Source organism: Pseudarthrobacter sp. C1, from assembly GCF_034720455.1.
Taxonomy (GTDB): domain Bacteria; phylum Actinomycetota; class Actinomycetes; order Actinomycetales; family Micrococcaceae; genus Arthrobacter.
Genome location: NZ_JAYESK010000003.1, coordinates 200,308 through 219,204, shown reverse-complemented (window position 1 = coordinate 219,204; position 18,897 = coordinate 200,308). Strand labels below are relative to the sequence as shown.

Here is an 18,897-nt window from a genome sequence, read left to right as displayed (position 1 = left end):
ACTATGCACTCAACGGTAGCGTCAGCGGCAGGGCAAACGAAAGGTGGGGGGGCGGGGGGGGCCCCCCCCGCCCCCCCACCTTTCCTTGCTGCAAGGCATTGGAGGCGGGCCGGTTCCAGGTGGTGGTGCTTGCCTGCGCGGCGCCATCAATGCTCGCGGCGCCCATCGCCGTCGTCCTTTGAACTTCGGTGCACTGGCCCCTACAGGGGGGAGGAATCCTGAACGGCCGGCGCGCCCGCCCGGCCCGACGTGCCCCAACCTTGCGCGAGGCGCTCGTAAACCAGGTCCAGCAGCTCAGCGGCCCTCTGGTTCACCCGCCGCGAGTCATCCAGGCTCCGGTCCAGCCGGGCTATCTCCGCCCGCAACTCGGCGATGTCCGATGCGGCTACGGCCAGGCGCAGGTGGACCTCTTCGAGCGGGTTACTCAGCGGCTCGTGATGGTGCATAGCCTCAATCAAAGGATCATTCATGGCAGTGTCCTCCGTTATGTCGGCGGGGCAACAGCACCCTGGGTGACGGGCTTTGCTACCGCCAAAGAAGAATATATAAGCACACTTACCAATGCCCGGGAAGGCTTGCCCGGGATCAAGGCCTCTGCAAGCCCCCGACGCTGCATCCGGTGCACTCTCCATGGCCGCCACCGGGCGGGGCTCGCCTGTACTTCCCCTTTTGTGACGCGTAATCTCAGGAGTGTGACGGGATACAATTCCAGTCCCCTCCCGGCCCCCTGCACAGGCCCCCCGGAGCAGTCGCTGTAGTAAACCGGCGGCACACGGTGCAGAAGCGGAATGGGCCCACCATGGCAACCTCGCACTTCCAGCAGTTCCTTGACCACGCCGCGGTTTTCGATCCGTCCAGCGACGGCGGCCCGGGCCCCCGGCTGCCTCTACAGCGACCCGGCTGCCACGTGATGCCGCCCGGGCGGAGCCAGGAGGCGGCGGAGTGAGCCGCCTTCCCCTCGACGACCTGACCGCGGCTGTGGCGCGCATCCGCGGGTTGCTCTTGAGCCAGGAGAAGGCTGACAGGGCGGTCGGACTTCTGGCCCAGGCGATCAAGGAAACCATGCCGGGCGCACCCGGAACAGGGGCCTCGCTCCTGGATCCGGCCGGCGGCCTGATCAGCAGCGGCTCCACGGATGCCGTGGTGAGGCAGGCCGACGCCGCGCAGTACGAACTGCGTGAGGGCCCGTGCCTCATGGCGTGGGCAGCGGAAGAAGTGGTCATCGTGCACGACGTCCACACGGACGGGCGGTGGCCCCGCTGGGCCTCGGCCGTTGCCGGGCTGCCCGTCCGCTCCGTGGCCAGCGCGCCGCTGCTGGCAGGAAAGGATTCGATCGGAGCCTTGAAAATCTATTCAGCCCTGCCCGGGCAGTATGACGAAGACCGCGGCCGCACCCTGGCCCTGTTCGCCGGAGCAGCGGCGACTCTTGTGGCCCACGTCCAAGGCAGCGAGGCGCCGCTTCGGATGTCCGAACAGCTCAAAGCCACGTTGGCCAGCCGGGACACCATCAACCGCGCCTGCGGGGTGCTGATGGAACGCCACGGCATCACCCATGACCAGGCACTCCAACAGCTGATCCAGGACGCTCGGGCGGCCGGTGCCTCTATGGTCCAGGTCAGTGAAAAGCTGGTCGAGCGAGTATGAGGTCCAGGCATACCGGGGGGCCTTCTTTCCCTCCCGTCCACCGAGCCCGACCTGCCGGCCGGGGCGGCGAATGAGCTGATCCGCGAGGCACCCCGGAGTGACAAGCGTCCCCCACCAGGCAAGTCCGCGCGTCGCTTACCGTCACCCGACATGGACCCAGGGGCGCCTGGTGACGTCCGGAACGGCTTCCCGCAGCACTTCCCTGGTGACTGTAGCGATTTCGCCTTCCCCGAGAAACAGGAACCGCAGAAGGTTGGTGATCGGGTTGCCCTCCGTCCAGCGGAAGTAGATGTGCGGCATCAGCCCGGTGACGTCCCTGATGTGGAGCAGGACGGAGGCGATGGTGTTCGGGACCACGGGCCCGTGGACTTCGAGGACGTTGTAGCCGTGGCGGGTCACACCGCGGACAAACAGTTCCGTTTCGAAATCGGAGGAGTCATCGACGATCACTTCAAGGAACAGCGGCTCGTGTTCGACGGGCAGGTGGCTGACGTCGATGGCTGAGGCGAGCTTGTGCCGGTAAGCCTCTGCCGATTTCCGCAGAGGCTCGTGGGCGATGATGGCGATGGGGCCTTCGAGGGTGCTGGACATGAATTCCAGGGCCTGCCGGTCCAGGTGGACACGGGTTGCGTGCAGCTCAAAGGAGCGCCCGACGCGGGACAGCAGGGAAATCACGATGGTGCCGAGAACAAAAACCCCGGCGATCCTGATGCCCTCGGGGCGTTCGAAGACGTTTGCAATGGTGGTGTAGGTGAAAACCAGGGCGATTGCGCCGAACCCGAGGGCGCGTCCCCGGCGGCCCCCTCGCTGCGCGGACAGCGTGACGGCGACCGCTGCGGACGTCATGAGCACCAGGACGCCGGTTGCGTACGCGCCGCCCTGCGCGTCGACGTCGGCGTCAAAGAGGTAAGTGATGAGGAAGCTGACAAGGGTGAACACGAGCACAAGCGGGCGCACGGCCCTGGCCCACCCCGGGGCCATGCCGTAACGGGGAAGGTACCGGGGAACCAGGTTCAACAGGCCTGCCATGGCGGAGGCGCCGGCAAACCACAGGATGGCGATGGTGCTGATGTCGTAGATGCTCCCGAAGCCGACGCCGAGGTATTCATGGGCAAGGTAGGCCAAGGCACGCCCGTTCGCCTGGCCGCCGGGCTGGAATTCCTGCTCCGGAATCAGGACGACGGTGATGAAGCTGGTGGCGATGAGGAACCCGCTCATGATCGCCGCGGCACCGGTAAGCATCCGCCGCGTTCCCTTGATACGGCCCGCAGGATGTTCTTCGGTGTCGTTCTCGTCGCCCCTGACCTGGGGCATGACCGCAACGCCGGTTTCGAAGCCGGAAAGCCCCAGCGCCAATTTCGGGAAAACAATCAGCGCGACTGCCACCGCCATGAGCGGGTCCCCGTGGGAAGTCAGCAGGGTGGCCCACCAGTCGCCGACGACGACCGGTTGGGTGGAGATTTGAACCAGCGAGGCGCCCACCACCACGGCATTCAAACCGAGGTACAGGACCACCAGGACCACCGCGACGGCGATGGCTTCCTTGAAACCGCGCAGGAAGACGGCGCCCAGCAACGCCAGGAGGAACAGGGTGACAAGGACGTTCTGTCCGTGCAGCCAGTCCGGCACAACCGGGTTCTCAATCAGATGGGCGGTGGCGTCTGCAGCGGAGAGGGTCATGGTAATCATGAAGTCGGTGGCGGCGAAGCCGAGCAGGACCAGGACCAGAAGCTTGCCGCCCCAGCTGGGCAGCAACCGCTCAAGCATGGCGATGGAGCCTTCCCCGTGGTGGCTTTCGACGGCGACCCGCCTGTAGACGGGCAGGGCGCCCAGCAACGTCACGGCGACCAGCACCATTGTGGCGACGGGCGAAACGACGCCGGCAGCGAGCGCGGCGATGGCAGGCTGGTAGCCAAGGGTGGAGAAATAGTCGACACCCGTCAGGCACATGACCTGCCACCATGGATGGACCTTCCCGTGGGAGGACGCCGCCACGCCGGGCCCAAGGTGGGTGCCTTTGCTGTCCTGGAGCCCGAACAGAAGCCACAGCCTGAAGGCTTGCATTCCCCGCGGCCGCGGCGCGGAGGGATCAGCTGGCGGCCTGCTCAACGTGGTCATGGCATTTCCTTCCACGCTGCCACTGCACTGGTTCATGCCGAAGCTAGCACCGGGCAAAAGCGGCGGAGCAAGGAGGGACCGTTTATTAATGCTTCCTTTACACGCCGCCGGCCAGGCCTCCGGCCGGCACCCGCCCCGGCCCCCGAAGGTCACAGGAAAAATACTCGATTGAAACAATTCAGCAACCTTGCCACGGCATGCTGTGCATACGGGGACACAACAGCAGGAGGCGCATCTTGGAGGCACGTAGAGTTCTCACCGGCCAGCTTCGGATCGGCGACCAGATCGAGGCGTGGCACAACGGCAAGCTATTCCACCGCGGGCGGGTGACCGACGTCGTACCCGCCCTGGAACTGTTCTGGATCCTGGACGCGAGGACGGGCGCGCGGAAGCTGCTGGACCCTGAGGCGCTGGAGATCCGGCATGTGGAGGAGCAGGCCAAGCCGCTGGCCCCGGCCTGATTTCCGCCCTTGTGACGGTGCCGTCCCGGTCAAAGGGACGGCACCGGCGCGTGCATAGAATGGACCCATTGCGGCACCGCTGCGGCAGTACGGGCGTCACCCGCCCGCAACCACCACGAAGGAGCACACCGTGATCGGATTCATCGTTGCAGGCCTCATCATCGGCGCACTTGCCCGCCTCATCAAGCCGGGCAAGCAGAACCTGGGCCTGCTGGCCACCCTCCTGCTGGGCCTTGCGGGCTCCGTCATCGGCGGCGTGGTGGCTTCGCTCCTGGGCACCGGGGACATTTTCGAGCTGAACTTCCTGGGCTTCATCGTGGCCGTCATCGCCTCGGTGCTCCTGGTGGGAACGGCTGAAGCGGTGGCCGGCCGCCGGAGTTCCGTACGCCGCTAAGGCCTGCCCTACGGCCATATCCAACGCGGGGTCACGCCGCGCCCTGACCGAGCAGTCAATTGGGCGTGAAGTGACCCCTTGTTGTTAGGCCCTGCCCTGGTACACGTCCGGGATGCCGTCCTGGTCTGCGTCCACCTTTTCCAGTTCTTCGGCCACCCGGTAGTGCCGGTTCCGGGCCTTCAGCACGGCCGTGGCCAGCAGGGCGGCAAGCAGGGACGCGGCCAGGATGCCCACCTTGGCGTGGTCGTCCTGCAGGGTGCCCTGCCCAAAGCTCAGCTCGGCCACCAGCAGGGACACCGTGAAGCCGATGCCGGCCAGGAGTGCCACGCCGAAGACATCGATCCACTTGAACGAGGTGTCCAGCTCCGCCCTTGTGGCCTTGGTCAGGACCCACGTGGTGCCCAGGATGCCGATCGGTTTGCCCAGCACAAGCGCCGCGATGATGCCCAGGGCCACCGGGTCCGCGAGCGCTGAAGCCAGTCCTTCCAGGCCGCCCACCGCCACGCCGGCGGAAAAGAACGCGAAGACGGGTACCGCGATGCCCGCAGAAATGGGCCTGAACCGGTGCTCGAAGATTTCCGCCAGGCCTGGCCCTGCCTCCGGGCCGCCGCCGGCCTGTGACCGGATGACGGGGATGGCGAAGCCCAGCAGGACCCCGGCGACGGTGGCGTGGATGCCTGAGGCATGCACCAGGGCCCAGGTGACCGCGCCCAGGGGCAGCAGGATAAACCAGGATGCAAGGACCTTGCGGCCGAAGAAGTAGCGGAACTTCTGGGCCAGGAACGCATAGATGGCCAACGGAATGAGGGCCAGGAGCAGCGGCACGGGCTGCAGGTCGCTGGTGTAGAAGAACGCGATGATGGTGATGGCGATGAGGTCGTCCACCACAGCCAGCGTCAGCAGGAAGATCCGCAGTGCGCTGGGCAGGTGTGAGCCGATAATGGCCAGCACCGCCACGGCGAAGGCGATGTCCGTGGCCGTGGGGATGGCCCAGCCGCGCAGGGTTTCAGGACTCGTGAAGTTGATTGCCGCATAGATGAGCGCCGGAACCAGCACGCCGCCCGCGGCTGCGGTAACAGGAACTATCGATTTGCTGATCTGGCGAAGATCCCCGGCAACGAACTCGCGTTTCAGCTCCAGGCCCACCAGGAAGAAGAAGATGGCCAGCAGTCCGTCCGCTGCCCAGGCGCCGAGGCTGAGGTCAAGGTGCCAGGGCTCGTAGCCCACCTTGAAATCGCGGAGGGCAAAGTAGCTGTCCGACGCCGGCGAGTTGGCCCAGAGGAGGGCGATGAGCGCAGCGGAGACCAGCAGGGCCCCGCCCACTGTTTCCTTGCGGAGAATCTCCCCGATCCGGAGCGCCTCCGCGTAGCTGCCGCGGGAAAAGACCGCGGGCTTCCGTGGCGGAGAAGGGGGCGTAATGGGCGAGGGATGGTTCATAGGGGCTCCCGGCATCTGGGTTCGACAAAATCATGCCGACCAGACTTCCCGGCGCACCTTTGTCCATCCTACAGGGGCTGCACTGTGCGCCATTTCACTTTTTTCCCATCCGAAACAGGAGCGGCGCCGAATCACTCCTGTCCCTCAACTGGGACAACCATGTCACTTGTATGAGGAGATGCTTTCCGATGAACAAGACACTTCGTTACCTCGCTGTTCCCACCCTCGCTCTGGGGGCCCTTGCCCTTTCCGGAGCCCCAGCCATGGCCCAGGACGGCGCTAACCACTACCAGTCCACCCTGGGCCAGATCAACGGCAGCGCAGGCTCGGGCAGCATCACCCTTGATGTCACTGGCAACCAGGCCCACGTTGTCCTCAAGGTTTCGGGCCTGCCCGCCACCTTCATGGATGCCCCGTACCCGCACGTTCAGCACATCCATGGCGGAGCCCAGGGAACCTGCCCGGGCCCTTCTGCCGACAAGGACGGCGACCAGGTCATCTCCACCACCGAGGGCGCCCCGTCCTACGGCGGCATCGTCACCACCCTTTCCACCAGCGGCGACACCAGCCCCGCCGCAGGCCTTGACCTGAAGGTCGGCGGCCAGGGCGCCGCATACACCGTCGACCGCACGTTTGAACTGAATGCCGAGACCAAGGCGGCCCTCCAGGCAGGCACCGCCGTGGTGGTGGTCCACGGCCTTGACCCCGCAACCCTCAGCGCAGCCGGCCAGGCGGCAAAGAGCGACCTCGCACCCACCCTCCCGCTGGCTGCCACGTCCCCGGCCCTGTGCGGGACCCTGGTGGCCGGACAGATGAAGATGCCGTCAGGCGGCGCTGACACCGGCATTCCCCAGGAAACCGGCACCGGCACCGCAGCCCTCGCGGCGGGCGGTGGCCTCGCCCTGGCTGCCCTCGCCGGCGGCGCCTACGTGGCACGCCGCCGCAACTCCGGATCAGCCGCGTAACTACAGGCTGACTGGATCACCGTGACTGACACGAATTCCGGCCGCCGCGGGGGCGTTGGGGCCTCCACGGCGGCCGGGCTTCTGCTCGCCTTGGCCCTGGGCGGCTGCGGCTCCGGCATGACCGGAACGTCCGACGCCGGCGCCCCACCTTCCGCGGCCGTCGACTCTCCCCCGCCCGCCCCGGCTGCAGCGGCACCTTCCGTGTCCACCCCCGCAGCGGCCGTGCCTCCTGCCGCAGGACCTGCGGCCCTGGCCCGGTCCGAGCCGGTTACCCTGGAAATACCTGCCATCGGAGTGCGGACCGACCTCCTGAAACTCGGCCTGCGGGAGAACGGATCACTTGAGGTCCCCCAGGACAGCGGGAACGGTGCCCCGGCCAGCTGGTACAACGGATCCCCCACCCCTGGCGAACGCGGACCATCCGTCATTCTGGGCCACGTCAACTCGCCCAACGGACGCGGCGGCGTCTTCGCGGACCTCCGCAAGCTGGTCCCCGGGATGGACATCGCCGTTTCCCGCGCTGACGGCAGCACGGCCGTCTTCACCGTTGACCGCGGTGCGCTCTACGGCAAGGACAGCTTCCCCACGCTGGAGGTCTACGGAAACACCTCCGGCCCCGAACTGCGGCTGATCACCTGCGATGGCTACGATCCCGCCACCGGGCTCTTCGACGACAACTACGTGATCTATGCCAAGCTCAAAGCCTGACCCGCTTCCAGGCAAACACCCACCTACGGCCGTAGGATCCGGAACGGATGCGGCCAGGACGGAAGAGCCATGACTAAACGCTTCCCACTGTTCGCCGCCCTGGCACTCTCTTCCCTGCTGCTCGCAGGCTGCGCGGCGGCGGCGGGGTCGACGGAAGCCGGGGCGGGAGCGCCGTCGTCGAACACCCCTGCCCCCGCCGCCGCGCCATCGGGTGCCTCGCCCTCGCCTCAGCAGGACGGCCACGCCGGGCACCACGGCGGCGGCCCCGCGTCCCCGCGGGACGCCAGCAGGGTACCCAGCGAGGCAGCAAGGATGGTGTGCGGGGACCAGCCGATGGACCGGCTCACCGCGATCCTTGACCTTGGGGATGACCCCCATACTGTCGAAACATGGGCGGACAGCACCTTCACGTGCATCTACCACCTGGACGAGGGCGCCCTGGAAATCTCCGTCAGGGAGGCGCCGGACCAGGCGGCGGCGCTGACGTACTTCGACGCCATGCAAGCCCTTGCGGTCGGCGCCGTGCCCATTGATGGACTGGCCAACCTCGGTTTTCCTGCCTACGAGACCGCTGACGGCTCAGCAGTGTTCCAGAAGGACAACTTCGTGCTGCAGGTGGACGCATCAGGCCTGCCGGGAACCGTGGGTCCGGATGCCGTCAGCCGCAACGCCCTGGCCTACCAGCTATCCACCACCATCCTGGCGTGCTGGGTGGAACACCACTAGCGGCTCGCGCTTTATCCCAGCGGGCCGCGTGTCCCGGGAAACCTGCTAGCCGGCCTGCTGGCGAACCGGCCTCCGCTGCCCGTCCATCGCAATGGCCTTCACAGCCGTTTCCAGGTAGTTGCGCGATTCCGCGGAGTTGGCCAGCTGCACGAGCTCCGCGGCGACCACCACCAGCTTCACGTTCCGGTGGCTGCTGGTGCTGACCAGCATCTGGAAGGCATCCTCCGACCCCATCTTCAGCTGGCCCATGAGGATGCCGCGTGCCTGGTCAATCACCGTGCGGGTGGAGGTCGCCCCGGCCACCGCATCCCGCGCCGTCTGCTCGGTTTCGCGCTGGAGCGTCGCGGTGAGGTCGATCATCACCCCTTCCAGGGCTGTGACCCTGCCGTCGTGCACGATCCCGTCGCCGGAGGTCAGAACACGCCGGGTCCGCCCCTGGGCATCGATAACGCGGTGGTACATGCAGAAGTAGCCGCCGGTCCGGACAACCTGCGCAACAATCTCCTCGCACCGGGGCCTGTCCTCGGGATGCTTGTGGGAGAACAGCAGTTCGAGGGTGGGCACAACTTCGCCCCGCCGGTATCCGTGCAGCTGGAACATGCCGTCGGACCAGTGGATCTTCCCCGACGCAAGATCCACGTGGAAGGTTCCGGCACCGCAGGGGCTGTCCCCCAGTGCGCTTGAGTAGGTGTAAGGGCCACGGAGTTCCGTCACGGGCCACCCCCCTTGTAGCAGTCGTCCGCGGGCCGTCGGCACGCACTGCTCCAAGTATTGCCGCCCGGAGACGCGCCGGATAGTGCCCATAGCCCCTTTCCCCCGGCCGGGGAACAGGCCAAGAGCTTGACCGCTATACCCCCTAGGGGTATATTCAAGGTGTTGTCAGTGAAGTGGTATGTCCCGGCCGGTGCCCGCACCGCCATCACAGCCGTTCAACCCCAGCACCCTGCTACTCCAGCAAGGAATCATCCTTCACAAGGAATGGAACTGACATGTTTGACATTGAAAACCGGACCGCGCTCCCCCTGGCCTCCAGTGCCGGCTGCAGCTGCTGCTCCCCCGCCGCATCCGCACACAAGGCGCCAGCCGCCGTCGTAATTTCCGACGCCGGCACAGGCTCCCGGCGGACGTTCGCCGTTGAGGGCCTCACCTGCGGCCACTGCGTCCAGACCGTCGAGAAGGCCGTCTCCGCCCTTGACGGCGTTGAATCGGCATCCGTTGACCTCGTAACGGGCGGCCGTTCCGGCCTCACCGTGACAGGCACCGTTTCGGACGCGGCGGTCCGGCAGGCCGTCACCTCGGCCGGGTACTCCCTGGCTTCCAACTGACATTCCCGCCGGGGCTGATGGCCCCGGCTGCGGCGTCCTCCAAGGAGGAATATATGGAACATCTGCAGGATCACCAGCACATGCACCATCACGACGACGGCCCCTCACGCGGGACCCTCACCAAACCCGCGGCTCCCCCGGCTGCCGGCGGGCCGGGCGGCCATGCCCGCCACGACGACGACCACGCCGTCCACACCCACGGGCAGCACGCCGGGCACAGCACGGCCATGTTCAAGAACAGGTTCTGGCTCACGCTGGCGCTGTCCGTCCCCGTGGTCTACTTCAGCCCCATGGTGGGCCACATCCTGGGCTACATGGTGCCCGCGTTTCCGGGATCAGCCTGGATCCCGCCCGTCCTAGGGACCGTCATCTTCCTCTACGGCGGCCAGCCGTTCCTGAAGGGCGGGCTGCAGGAGCTGAAAGACCGCCGGCCGGGCATGATGCTCCTGATCGCCATGGCCATCACCGTGGCGTTTGCGGCCTCCTGGGTCACCAGCCTGGGCCTGGGCGGGTTTGACCTGGACTTCTGGTGGGAGCTGGCGCTGCTGGTGGCCATCATGCTGCTGGGCCACTGGATCGAGATGCGCGCCCTGGGGGCGGCCCGGGGCGCCCTGGATGCCCTCGCCGCGCTGCTGCCCGACGAAGCCGAACGGATCACGGACACCGGAACGGAAACCGTTCCCGTCTCCGAGCTCCGGCCCGACGACCTGGTCCTGGTCCGCTCCGGCGCCCGCATGCCGGCCGACGGAACGGTGGTGGACGGGCAGGCGGAATTCGACGAGTCGATGATCACGGGCGAATCGAAGACCGTGCCGCGCGGCCCGGGCGATCCCGTGGTGGCCGGAACAGTCGCCACGGATACCAGCGTCCGCGTCCGGGTGACGGCGGTTGGCGAGGACACGGCACTCGCCGGCATCCAGCGCCTGGTGGCCGAGGCGCAGTCATCGTCCTCTCGGGCCCAGGCGCTGGCCGACCGTGCCGCGGCCTTCCTGTTCTACTTCGCTGCCGGCGCAGGCGTCATCACCTTTATCGCGTGGACCCTGATGGGCAGCATCCCGGAAGCCGTGACCCGCACCGTCACCGTCCTGGTCATCGCCTGCCCGCATGCACTGGGCCTGGCCATCCCGCTGGTGATCGCCATCTCCACGGAGCAGGCTGCCCGCGCCGGGGTCCTGATCAAGAACCGGATGGCGCTGGAACGGATGCGGACCATCGACGTGGTCCTCTTCGACAAGACCGGCACCCTCACCACCGGCGAGCCTCAGCTGGTGGACGTTGCGGCCGCTGACGGCGTGGGTGCAGACGAGCTGCTGGCCCTGGCCGCCGCGGTCGAGTCGGACAGCGAGCACCCTGTGGCCCGGGCCATCGTCCGCGCAGCCCGGGAACGCAACCTGACCCTGCCTGCCGCCGCCGGCTTCACCTCGCTGACCGGCCGCGGCGTCCGGGCCTCTGTGGACGGGCGCACCGTGCACGTGGGCGGGCCCGCCCTCCTGCGCGAGCTTGGCGCCGTCGAACCCTCCGCCCTGGCCCGGTCCACCCGCGGGTGGATGGACCGCGGCGCTGCCGTCCTGCATGTCATTGACGACGGCGGCCGCGTGCTGGGGGCAGTCAGCCTCGAGGATGCGGTGCGGACGGAGTCGCGGCAGGCGGTTGCTGCCCTGCAGAACCGCGGCGTGAAGGTCGGCATGATCACCGGCGATGCCCGGCAGGTGGCGCAGGCCGTGGCCGCGGACCTGAAGATCGATGAGGTGTTCGCGGAAGTCCTGCCGGCGGACAAGGACAAGAAGGTGGCCGAGCTCCAGGCCCGCGGGCTGAAAGTGGCCATGGTGGGCGACGGCGTCAACGACTCGCCGGCGCTGGCACGCGCCGAGGTGGGCATCGCCATCGGCGCCGGCACGGACGTGGCCATGGAGTCTGCCGGGGTGGTGCTGGCGGGGAACGATCCGCGCGCAGTGCTGTCCATGGTGGACCTGTCCCGGGCCAGCTACCGCAAGATGTGGGAGAACCTGGTGTGGGCCACGGGCTACAACATCCTGTCCGTGCCGCTGGCCGCAGGCGTCCTGGCGTTCGCCGGCGTGGTCCTCTCCCCGGCCGCGGGCGCGGTCCTGATGTCCGCATCCACTATCGTGGTGGCTTTGAACGCCCAACTGCTCCGGCGGGTGAAACTCAACCCGTCCGAGGTACGTTGAACGTGCAGGAGCGGCCCTGGTGAAGACCCGGTCCGGCAGAAACCTGTTCCGCAGCAACCTGTTCCGCAGAAAGGAGGAAGCAGCATGACCGCACGCACCCGCGTCCTGTCGGCCGCACTCCTCCGCGCGGGACTGCTGGCTGCCGTCCTGGCCATCGTGGCCGGGATCTTCGGAATGCACGTCATGACCGCCCACTCCTCGCACGCGGGGCACGCCGCCGTCGTCCAACCCCAGGCGGCACAACCTGCCGCTGCACAACTCTCCGGCGGGCACCCCGCCGGGGACGCCGCCGGGGACGCCGCCGTCGAGCATTCCAACGACCGGGACACGGCCGGGGACACGGGCGGGCACCCGGCCGGGCACCTGGCCGGGCACCCCGCCGTCGAACACCCTGCCGACGGACAGGGCTCAGGACAGGCTCACGGCTCCGCTGCCGGATACCAGGCCGCAAGAGCAACTTTTTCGGCCGCAGAATCCTGCAGCTCCGGCTGCCCGGGCGCGCAGGAAGCCGGCGCACCCTGCATCCCGCTGGCCAAGACCGCTTCGCTCGCCGTTGTCCCGCCCCAGGCCGGCACCGCCGGGCCCGCTCCCACAGCCACCGCCCGGGGCGCCGTCGGGTACTCGTACATCCCGGCAAGCCCCACACCCTGCGACCTGTCCATCAGCCGGACGTAAGCGGACTGCGCCGCGTGGCTCTCCACGCATGAATTGGCCCAGTTCACATTACTTCCCTGAAGGACACCCCAAAATGAACACGAACCTCAAAACCCTGACCATCGCCGCTGCCCTGGCGGCCTCGCTCGGCCTTGCCGGGTGCGCCGCCGGCTCCGGAAGCTCCGGCGGAAACACCATGCCCATGAACCACGGCAGCTCCGGCCCCATGGCCAGCATGATGCCGGACGCCAGTGCGGACCATAACCAGGCGGACATCATGTTCTCGCAGATGATGATCCCGCACCACGCGCAGGCGGTGGAGATGAGCGACATGATGCTCGCCAAGCCGGACCTGCCCGCGGAGGTCACCGCACTGGCCACCAAGATCAAGAACGCCCAGGCGCCCGAGATCGAGACGATGACCGGCTGGCTCAAAGAGTGGAACGTGCCCGTCATGATGTCGGACCACTCGGGACACGGCATGGGCGGCATGGTGGACTCCCAGGGCCTGGAGAAGCTCAAGGCCGCGCAGGGAACGGAAGCCGTCCGGCTTTTCCTGGAGCAGATGATCGGACACCATGAGGGCGCGATCGACATGGCAAAGCAGGAGATCGCCGCCGGCAAGCACGCCGGGTCCATCCAGCTCTCCCGGGATATCGTCACGTCCCAGGAGGCTGAGATCGCCCAGATGAAGGAGATGCTGGCCGCGCTTTAACCTGCCCCTCCCTCCCGACCCTCTCTCACTTAATGGGCGAAATTGGCCAACGCTCTCTCACTTAACGGGCCAAATTGGCCGATGCTCTCTCACTTAACGGGCCAAATTGGCCGACGCTCTCTCACTTTCCTTACGAAAGTGAGAGAGCATCCGCTGTAAAACCGCGTTAAGTGAGAGGGCATCCGCTGGAAAACCGCGTTAAGTGAGAGAGCATCCGCTGGAAAACCGCATTAAGTGAGAGAGCATCGGTTTGGGACGGGACGCAGGGGCCGGCCCCCGTTGCAGTCAGGCGCCGGGCCTGACGTGCTCGGGACGGATTCCGACGCCGATGAACCGGGCAGTCATCCGGCGCAGCAGGGGCGAGGCGAACCGGAGGAGCCCGACGAACCAGCGCGGCGCGACGCTGTTGCCGGCGGTTGCCCGGACAATGGCCTTGTGCCCGTTGCGCTGGAGCATCTGCATCACCTTCACCGGCTTCTCCCTGCGCCGCTGCACCGCCGCGAGCTTTCCGGCCGGCGCGGTCCCGGCTGCAAGGTCCTCGGAGATGGCGTTGAACAGCGCAACGGCATCCTGGATGGCGAAGTTAACGCCGACGCCGAACATCGGGGACATCGCATGGGCGGCGTCGCCGATCGCGATGAATCCCGGACGGTACCAGCGGCGGAGCCGGTTGATCTGGACCGAAAGGAGCTTGATCTGGTCCCAGTCCACGAGGGTGGTGACGACGGGGCGCAGAACAGGAGCCGCGTGGCTGATCCTGGCCTGGAGCGCCTCCAGCCCTGCCGCACGAAGCTCGTCGTACCCGCCCTTCCGGATGACCATGCCCGACTGGTACCTGTCGCCGCGGTCGATGGTCAGGACCATGCCCTGGCGGGAGATGTAGCCGAGGGTTGCCGGCGGCGGTTCCGGCGGTTTGGGCAGGCTGAACCAGAGAACGTCGATGGGCACGCCAAACTCGTCGGGAGTCATCCCGGCCGCGGCGCGCAACCCGGACGCCCGCCCGTCCGCAGCTACGGTGAGCGTCGCACGGATCTCAAGGTCGTCGTCGTCCTCTGTCGCCGCCCGTACGCCGCGAACCTCGTCCTGCTCGACAATGAGGCCGGTGGCTTCGGTGAGCATGCGCAGCTCGAAGTTGGGAAACGCCGACGCCTCGCCGGCCAGGAAGTTCAGGAAATCCCACTGCGGCGCCAGGACCAGGAAGTTGTCGGGCTCCGGGAGGGTCCTGAAGTCCACGATGGTGAAGCGCCGGCCGTCCATGACGACGTCCATGGCGGGCAGGCGGGTGAGCGGCAGCTGCAGGAATTTTTCCCGCAGCCCGAGCTCGCCCAGCAGTGTCACGGTGGAAGGATGCACGGTGTCGCCGCGGAAGTCCCGAAAGAAGTCGGCATGCTTCTCGAGCACTGTGACGCGCAGCCCCGCGCGTGCCAGTAGGTAGCCGAGCACCATCCCGGCCGGTCCGCCGCCGGCAATGACGCAGTCACGCTCGATAACTTTCTCCACGGTCATATCATCGTGCCTCCTGCCCGGAAAGGTGAGAGAGGGTTCCCCAAAAACCCGCATCAAGTGAGAGAGGGTCCGGGTGATGCGTGTTAAGTTGAAATCCGCGGGCTGGACGGTCCGCGCACCGGCTGGAAAGAGAAAATCCCCTTGGACACGTCCGAACCAGTAAAAATCCTGACCGTCTGCACAGGCAACATCTGCCGCTCGCCGGTGGCCGAGCGGCTGCTGCAGGCGGGACTGGACCAGGCGGTGCCGGGCGGTTTCGTTGTGGCCAGCGCGGGCACCCGGGCCATGGTGGGCGACCCCATGCAGCCCCTCTCCGCGGACATCGTCCGCACCTTCGGCGGGAACCCGGACAACTTCGCCGCCCGCCAGCTGACCCCGAAGATCCTCCGCGGCGTGGACCTGGTGCTCACCATGACCTCCGCACACCGCGGCGAGGTGCTGCAGCTGGACGCCTCCCTCCTCAAACGGACGTTCACCATCCGCGAGTTCGCCCGCATGCTCGACGTCCTGGACCAGCGCGCAGCAGCGTCCGAGGGCAGCGCGCCAGCCGCCGCGGCCGCCAGGGATGATGACGACGACGGCGGCTGGCTGGGCGCCAACACCGCCTTCTGGAAGAGCCTCCCGGCACGGGCCGCGGGGGTGCGGCACCTGTCCTTGCCCGCCGACGCCGCGGAGAACGACATCGTCGACCCCTACCGGCGCGCGCCCGAGGTGTACCGGCAGATGGAGGACGAACTGGCGCCCGCGATCGTCTCCATCCTCCGCCACGCGCGCCTGAACGCACCCGCTCGCGGGACACGTGCGGAGTCGCCGTAGCGTTCGGGCGGTCCCGCACCTCTCCGGCGACTCCGGCACTTCTCCCGGCGGCGACGTTCCCGCCTGACCGCGCTGCCGCCGTCGTAATCAAGCGTGATTCGTCTGACCCGTCAGGCGACGCAAGGTGACAGTTTGGACAACTTTGTAGCCAGCAGGGCCTCGGCTGGCGGACACTGATCCCACCCATTCACAAAGAGGTGAGGCACAATGAGCACGCCTGACGGTTCTGACCCCTCCGGCCCCAACGCATCCGGGCCCGCCCCCGGTCCCCACAACGGCAGCTGGGTGGCGCACGGCCGCCGGCGCTGGATAGCCGCACTGCTGGCGCTGGTCCTGGTGGCCGCCGCCGTCGTCGCAGTCATCAGCCTCAACCGTTCCGGCACGGAGGCGCAGCCCGCTGCGACGCAGAGCGAATCTCCGTCCCCGTCGGCAACCCCCTCGGAAACTCCTTCCGAAACGCCGCCGCCGGCCCCTGCTCCCCCGCCGCCGCCCGAGCCGATCCCGGAGCTGCCCGCGGCGCCCATGAACGTGCTGGTCATCGGCAGCGACAGCCGTGCCAGTGCTCGGGACGCTGCAGCCCACACGGCGGCAACCGGCGAGGCCATGGACCACCGGTCGGACACCCTCATGCTGGTCCACGTCCCCGCCGACCGCAGAACCCTGTACATCATCTCCATCAACAGGGATACGTGGGTGGACATCCCGGGCTTCGGCGGCGCAAAGATCAATGCCGGGCTGCAGTACGGCGGCATCGACATGACCACCCAGACGGTGCAGTCACTGTTCGGGATCACCATTGACCACACCGTTATGCTGGACTTCCACGGCTTCCGGGGCATGGTGGACGGGCTGGGCGGGATCGACGTCAACGTGCCCATTCCGTTCCAGTCCACGCACGACACGGGGCACGTCTTCGGTCCGGGCGTGAACCACCTGGACGGGCAGTCCGCGCTGGAGTTCGCCCGGGAGCGGTACGCATTTTCCGACGGCGACTTCCAGCGCGTGCGCAACCAGCAGATCCTGCTCAAAGCCATCCTGGCCCGCCTGACCGGCGGGGGCGGCCTGAACGACGTCAACGCCGTGCGCGGTCTGGTGGATTTCGCGTCCTGCTGCCTGACCGTGGACCGGGGCTTCGACCCCGTGCAGGCTGCCATCCTTGCCTACAGCCTGCGGAACCTGGACGTGAACGCGATCGGCACCATGACCCTGCCCACGGCGGGCTCCGGATTCATCGCGGGCCAGTCGGTTCTGTTCCCGGATTACGGGGCGATCAACGCCGTTGGGGCTGCGCTGCGGGAGGGGCGGATCGGGGAGTTCGCGGTTCCGTAGCCGGCTGAGGCCGCGGGCATTGGCGGACAAGCGGCCCTGCCCCGCATGAGCGGTGCCGGGCAACACCGTTCCTGCGGTCGAGGGCCGCTCGTCCGGCTAAGGGGCCCACCTGGCTGTTCAACCGGGGCTCACCCGGGGTTCACCGGCGGGAAAACGTCTGTGCGCCCGGCCCCTGGAGGCTGGACGGCATGACTGACATTTCACGCCGCACCATCGTCAAGGGATCCGTCCTCGCTGCCGCACTGGCAGCTACACCCGCCGCCGCCCAGGCCGCCACAGTGCAGTCGCCGGCCGGCGTCGCGCTGGTCCGGAACCGGCTCACCCTGCCCAGCGGCATCGCCACCGGCGACGTCACCTCCGATTCCGCCGTCCTGTGGTCACGTTCTTCCGGTGCCGGGCGGATGACCGCGGTGCTGCGGGCCGTGGACGACGGCGGCGAGGTCCTCCGCGGCCGCGGCGCCTTTGAGCGCGTCCTCCGCGGGCCCCGCGCCACCCAGGCCTCCGACTTCACCGCCAAGATCCACGCCGGGAACCTGCCCTCCAACACGCGCTTTGCACTGGAGATCAGCTTCGAGGACGACGGCGGCGCGGCCGGCGAGACTGTCAGCGGCAGCTTCCGCACGGCTCCCGACGCCGGGACGTATAACGGCAACGGCCGCACCGGTGACACAAGCAACGGCGGCGAGGTGCCGGCGTCGTCCGCCCAAAGCTTTGTGTGGACGGGCGACACCGCCGGCCAGGGCTGGGGCATCAACGAGGAAATCGGCGGGATGCGCGGCTACCGCGCCATGCACCAGACCCGTCCGGACTTCTTCATCCACTCCGGCGACACCGTCTACGCCGACGGCCCCATCCCGGAAACCGTGGTGGAGAAGGACGGGCAGGTGTGGCGGAACCTGGTCACGGAGGAGGTGTCCAAAGTGGCCGAGACGCTCACGGAATTCCGCGGCCGGCACCGCTACAACCAGATGGACGCCAACATGCGGGCCATGTTCGCTGACGTCCCCGTCATCGCCAACTGGGACGACCACGAGACCACCAATAACTGGTACCCCGGCGAGATCCTGGACGATCCCCGCTACACCGTCCGCGACGTCAACACCCTGGCAGCACGGGGCCGGCAAGCGTGGCAGGAGAACATGCCCATCGCGGATTCCTCGGCCCTGTGGCGGCCGGGTACGTTCGACGACGCCGGCCAGTACCAGCCCGCCCGCATCTACCGGAAGATCAGCCGTGGCCCGCAGCTGGACATCTTCTGCCTGGACATGCGGACGTTCAAGTCCCCCAACACGGACGGCAAGGAGCCATACGCCACCTCGATTCTGGGCCAGGAGCAGGTGGACTGGCTGATCCGCGAGGTGACCAAGTCCAAGGCCACCTGGAAGGTCATCGCTGCCGACCTGCCGCTGGGCATCATCGTGGGCGACGGGCCGGTCAACCAGGAAAGCGTCTCAAACCGCGACGCCGGTGCACCCCTGGGCCGTGAGCTTGAGATCGCCGGGGTGTTGAGCGCATTCAAGCGCAACCAGGTTAGGAACGTGGTGTGGCTGACCGCCGACGTTCACTACTGCGCCGCGCACCACTACTCCCCTGAGCGTGCGGCCTTCACCGACTTCGACCCCTTCTGGGAATTTGTGGCCGGGCCGATTGCGGCGGGTTCATTCGGACCGAACAAGATGGACGGCACGTTCGGGCCCGAGGTGGTGTTCTCCAAGGCGGGCAAATTCGCCGGGGAGTCACCGCGCAACGGCGAGAACCAGTTCTTCGGTCACGTGCAGCTGGGCGAAGACAACACTTTCACGGCAAGCCTCCGGAACGCCAACGGCGCCACGGTGTTCTCCAAGGTGCTGACGCCGGAGCGGTAAGCCGGCGGGCATTTCCGCGCCTGATCCGGACAGCCGCGTCCCGGG

At 67.6% G+C, this 18,897-nt stretch carries 18 protein-coding genes; 13 read left to right on the top strand and 5 right to left on the bottom strand.

What is annotated here, in order from left to right:
- Positions 1 to 200 precede the first annotated feature (200 nt).
- The gene (locus tag U7114_RS06155) at positions 201 to 470 is read right to left on the bottom strand and encodes a hypothetical protein (protein WP_323056790.1); all 270 of its coding nucleotides are present in this window, start codon (positions 468 to 470) and stop codon (positions 201 to 203) included.
- Positions 471 to 942: 472 nt separating this feature from the next.
- On the opposite strand from U7114_RS06155, the gene U7114_RS06150 reads away from it, so the two are divergent.
- The gene (locus tag U7114_RS06150; RefSeq protein ID WP_323056789.1) at positions 943 to 1,644 is read left to right on the top strand and encodes a GAF and ANTAR domain-containing protein; all 702 of its coding nucleotides are present in this window, start codon (positions 943 to 945) and stop codon (positions 1,642 to 1,644) included.
- A gap of 141 nt (positions 1,645 to 1,785) precedes the next feature.
- Here U7114_RS06150 and U7114_RS06145 read toward each other — a convergent pair whose 3' ends face one another.
- A complete protein-coding gene (locus U7114_RS06145; protein ID WP_323056788.1) occupies positions 1,786 to 3,762 on the bottom strand; it encodes an amino acid transporter in 1,977 nt (658 codons plus the stop codon).
- 236 nt (positions 3,763 to 3,998) lie between these two features.
- Between U7114_RS06145 and U7114_RS06140 the strand changes: the two genes are divergently transcribed.
- Together U7114_RS06140 and U7114_RS06135 are read left to right on the top strand one after the other, a co-directional pair.
- The gene (locus U7114_RS06140; protein WP_323056787.1) at positions 3,999 to 4,223 is read left to right on the top strand and encodes a hypothetical protein; all 225 of its coding nucleotides are present in this window, start codon (positions 3,999 to 4,001) and stop codon (positions 4,221 to 4,223) included.
- 130 nt (positions 4,224 to 4,353) lie between these two features.
- Positions 4,354 to 4,617 carry a GlsB/YeaQ/YmgE family stress response membrane protein gene (locus U7114_RS06135; RefSeq protein ID WP_139030225.1) on the top strand — a complete coding sequence of 88 codons (264 nt, stop codon included), beginning with the start codon at positions 4,354 to 4,356 and terminating at the stop codon, positions 4,615 to 4,617.
- 84 nt (positions 4,618 to 4,701) lie between these two features.
- On the opposite strand, the gene nhaA is transcribed toward U7114_RS06135, so the two are convergent.
- The gene (gene nhaA / locus U7114_RS06130) at positions 4,702 to 6,054 is read right to left on the bottom strand and encodes a Na+/H+ antiporter NhaA (RefSeq protein WP_321214278.1); all 1,353 of its coding nucleotides are present in this window, start codon (positions 6,052 to 6,054) and stop codon (positions 4,702 to 4,704) included.
- A gap of 188 nt (positions 6,055 to 6,242) precedes the next feature.
- Here nhaA and U7114_RS06125 point away from each other — a divergent pair, with 188 nt between their 5' ends.
- The 3 genes from U7114_RS06125 to U7114_RS06115 all read left to right on the top strand — a co-directional run bounded on the left by U7114_RS06125 (position 6,243) and on the right by U7114_RS06115 (position 8,453).
- Positions 6,243 to 7,019, top strand: coding sequence for a CHRD domain-containing protein (locus tag U7114_RS06125; RefSeq protein WP_157241351.1), 777 nt, complete (start codon positions 6,243 to 6,245; stop codon positions 7,017 to 7,019).
- 21 nt (positions 7,020 to 7,040) lie between these two features.
- Positions 7,041 to 7,727, top strand: coding sequence for a sortase domain-bontaining protein (locus tag U7114_RS06120; RefSeq protein ID WP_323056786.1), 687 nt, complete (start codon positions 7,041 to 7,043; stop codon positions 7,725 to 7,727).
- A 69-nt stretch (positions 7,728 to 7,796) separates the two neighbouring features.
- Positions 7,797 to 8,453, top strand: a complete 657-nt coding sequence (locus U7114_RS06115; protein ID WP_323056785.1) for a hypothetical protein — start codon at positions 7,797 to 7,799, stop codon at positions 8,451 to 8,453.
- Between the two features lie 45 nt (positions 8,454 to 8,498).
- On the opposite strand, the gene U7114_RS06110 is transcribed toward U7114_RS06115, so the two are convergent.
- On the bottom strand, positions 8,499 to 9,167 hold the full coding sequence (locus tag U7114_RS06110; RefSeq protein ID WP_323056784.1) for a PAS and ANTAR domain-containing protein: 669 nt from the start codon (positions 9,165 to 9,167) through the stop codon (positions 8,499 to 8,501).
- 275 nt (positions 9,168 to 9,442) lie between these two features.
- On the opposite strand from U7114_RS06110, the gene U7114_RS06105 reads away from it, so the two are divergent.
- From U7114_RS06105 to U7114_RS06090, 4 genes are all read left to right on the top strand, one after another.
- Positions 9,443 to 9,778: a heavy-metal-associated domain-containing protein gene (locus U7114_RS06105; protein ID WP_323056783.1), complete on the top strand. Its 336-nt coding sequence runs from the start codon at positions 9,443 to 9,445 to the stop codon at positions 9,776 to 9,778.
- A 53-nt stretch (positions 9,779 to 9,831) separates the two neighbouring features.
- Complete coding sequence (locus U7114_RS06100) at positions 9,832 to 11,967, top strand: heavy metal translocating P-type ATPase (RefSeq protein ID WP_323056782.1); 2,136 nt, start codon at positions 9,832 to 9,834, stop codon at positions 11,965 to 11,967.
- An 84-nt stretch (positions 11,968 to 12,051) separates the two neighbouring features.
- Positions 12,052 to 12,642 carry a hypothetical protein gene (locus tag U7114_RS06095; protein WP_323056781.1) on the top strand — a complete coding sequence of 197 codons (591 nt, stop codon included), beginning with the start codon at positions 12,052 to 12,054 and terminating at the stop codon, positions 12,640 to 12,642.
- Positions 12,643 to 12,715: 73 nt separating this feature from the next.
- Complete coding sequence (locus U7114_RS06090; RefSeq protein WP_157241343.1) at positions 12,716 to 13,336, top strand: DUF305 domain-containing protein; 621 nt, start codon at positions 12,716 to 12,718, stop codon at positions 13,334 to 13,336.
- A gap of 285 nt (positions 13,337 to 13,621) precedes the next feature.
- Here the strand turns inward: U7114_RS06090 and U7114_RS06085 are convergent, their stop codons facing one another.
- A complete protein-coding gene (locus U7114_RS06085; RefSeq protein ID WP_323056780.1) occupies positions 13,622 to 14,842 on the bottom strand; it encodes an FAD-dependent oxidoreductase in 1,221 nt (406 codons plus the stop codon).
- Between the two features lie 141 nt (positions 14,843 to 14,983).
- Between U7114_RS06085 and U7114_RS06080 the strand changes: the two genes are divergently transcribed.
- From U7114_RS06080 to U7114_RS06070, 3 genes are all read left to right on the top strand, one after another.
- Entirely contained in the window at positions 14,984 to 15,658 is a 675-nt protein-coding gene (locus U7114_RS06080) for a low molecular weight phosphatase family protein (protein WP_323056779.1), read from the top strand.
- Between the two features lie 207 nt (positions 15,659 to 15,865).
- On the top strand, positions 15,866 to 16,987 hold the full coding sequence (locus tag U7114_RS06075) for an LCP family protein (RefSeq protein ID WP_157241337.1): 1,122 nt from the start codon (positions 15,866 to 15,868) through the stop codon (positions 16,985 to 16,987).
- A 188-nt stretch (positions 16,988 to 17,175) separates the two neighbouring features.
- Positions 17,176 to 18,852, top strand: coding sequence for an alkaline phosphatase D family protein (locus U7114_RS06070; RefSeq protein WP_323056778.1), 1,677 nt, complete (start codon positions 17,176 to 17,178; stop codon positions 18,850 to 18,852).
- The last annotated feature ends 45 nt before the right edge of the window (positions 18,853 to 18,897 follow it).

Excerpts from the sequence above, each read along its gene's own strand:
- U7114_RS06155 (WP_323056790.1), bottom strand. The coding sequence starts at position 470 with ATGAATGATCCTTTGATTGAGGCTATGCACCATCACGAGCCGCTGAGT.
- U7114_RS06145 (WP_323056788.1), bottom strand. The coding sequence starts at position 3,762 with ATGACCACGTTGAGCAGGCCGCCAGCTGATCCCTCCGCGCCGCGGCCG.
- nhaA (WP_321214278.1), bottom strand. The coding sequence starts at position 6,054 with ATGAACCATCCCTCGCCCATTACGCCCCCTTCTCCGCCACGGAAGCCC.
- U7114_RS06125 (WP_157241351.1), top strand. The coding sequence starts at position 6,243 with ATGAACAAGACACTTCGTTACCTCGCTGTTCCCACCCTCGCTCTGGGG.
- U7114_RS06115 (WP_323056785.1), top strand. The coding sequence starts at position 7,797 with ATGACTAAACGCTTCCCACTGTTCGCCGCCCTGGCACTCTCTTCCCTG.
- U7114_RS06105 (WP_323056783.1), top strand. The coding sequence starts at position 9,443 with ATGTTTGACATTGAAAACCGGACCGCGCTCCCCCTGGCCTCCAGTGCC.
- U7114_RS06100 (WP_323056782.1), top strand. The coding sequence starts at position 9,832 with ATGGAACATCTGCAGGATCACCAGCACATGCACCATCACGACGACGGC.
- U7114_RS06095 (WP_323056781.1), top strand. The coding sequence starts at position 12,052 with ATGACCGCACGCACCCGCGTCCTGTCGGCCGCACTCCTCCGCGCGGGA.
- U7114_RS06090 (WP_157241343.1), top strand. The coding sequence starts at position 12,716 with ATGAACACGAACCTCAAAACCCTGACCATCGCCGCTGCCCTGGCGGCC.
- U7114_RS06085 (WP_323056780.1), bottom strand. The coding sequence starts at position 14,842 with ATGACCGTGGAGAAAGTTATCGAGCGTGACTGCGTCATTGCCGGCGGC.
- U7114_RS06075 (WP_157241337.1), top strand. The coding sequence starts at position 15,866 with ATGAGCACGCCTGACGGTTCTGACCCCTCCGGCCCCAACGCATCCGGG.
- U7114_RS06070 (WP_323056778.1), top strand. The coding sequence starts at position 17,176 with ATGACTGACATTTCACGCCGCACCATCGTCAAGGGATCCGTCCTCGCT.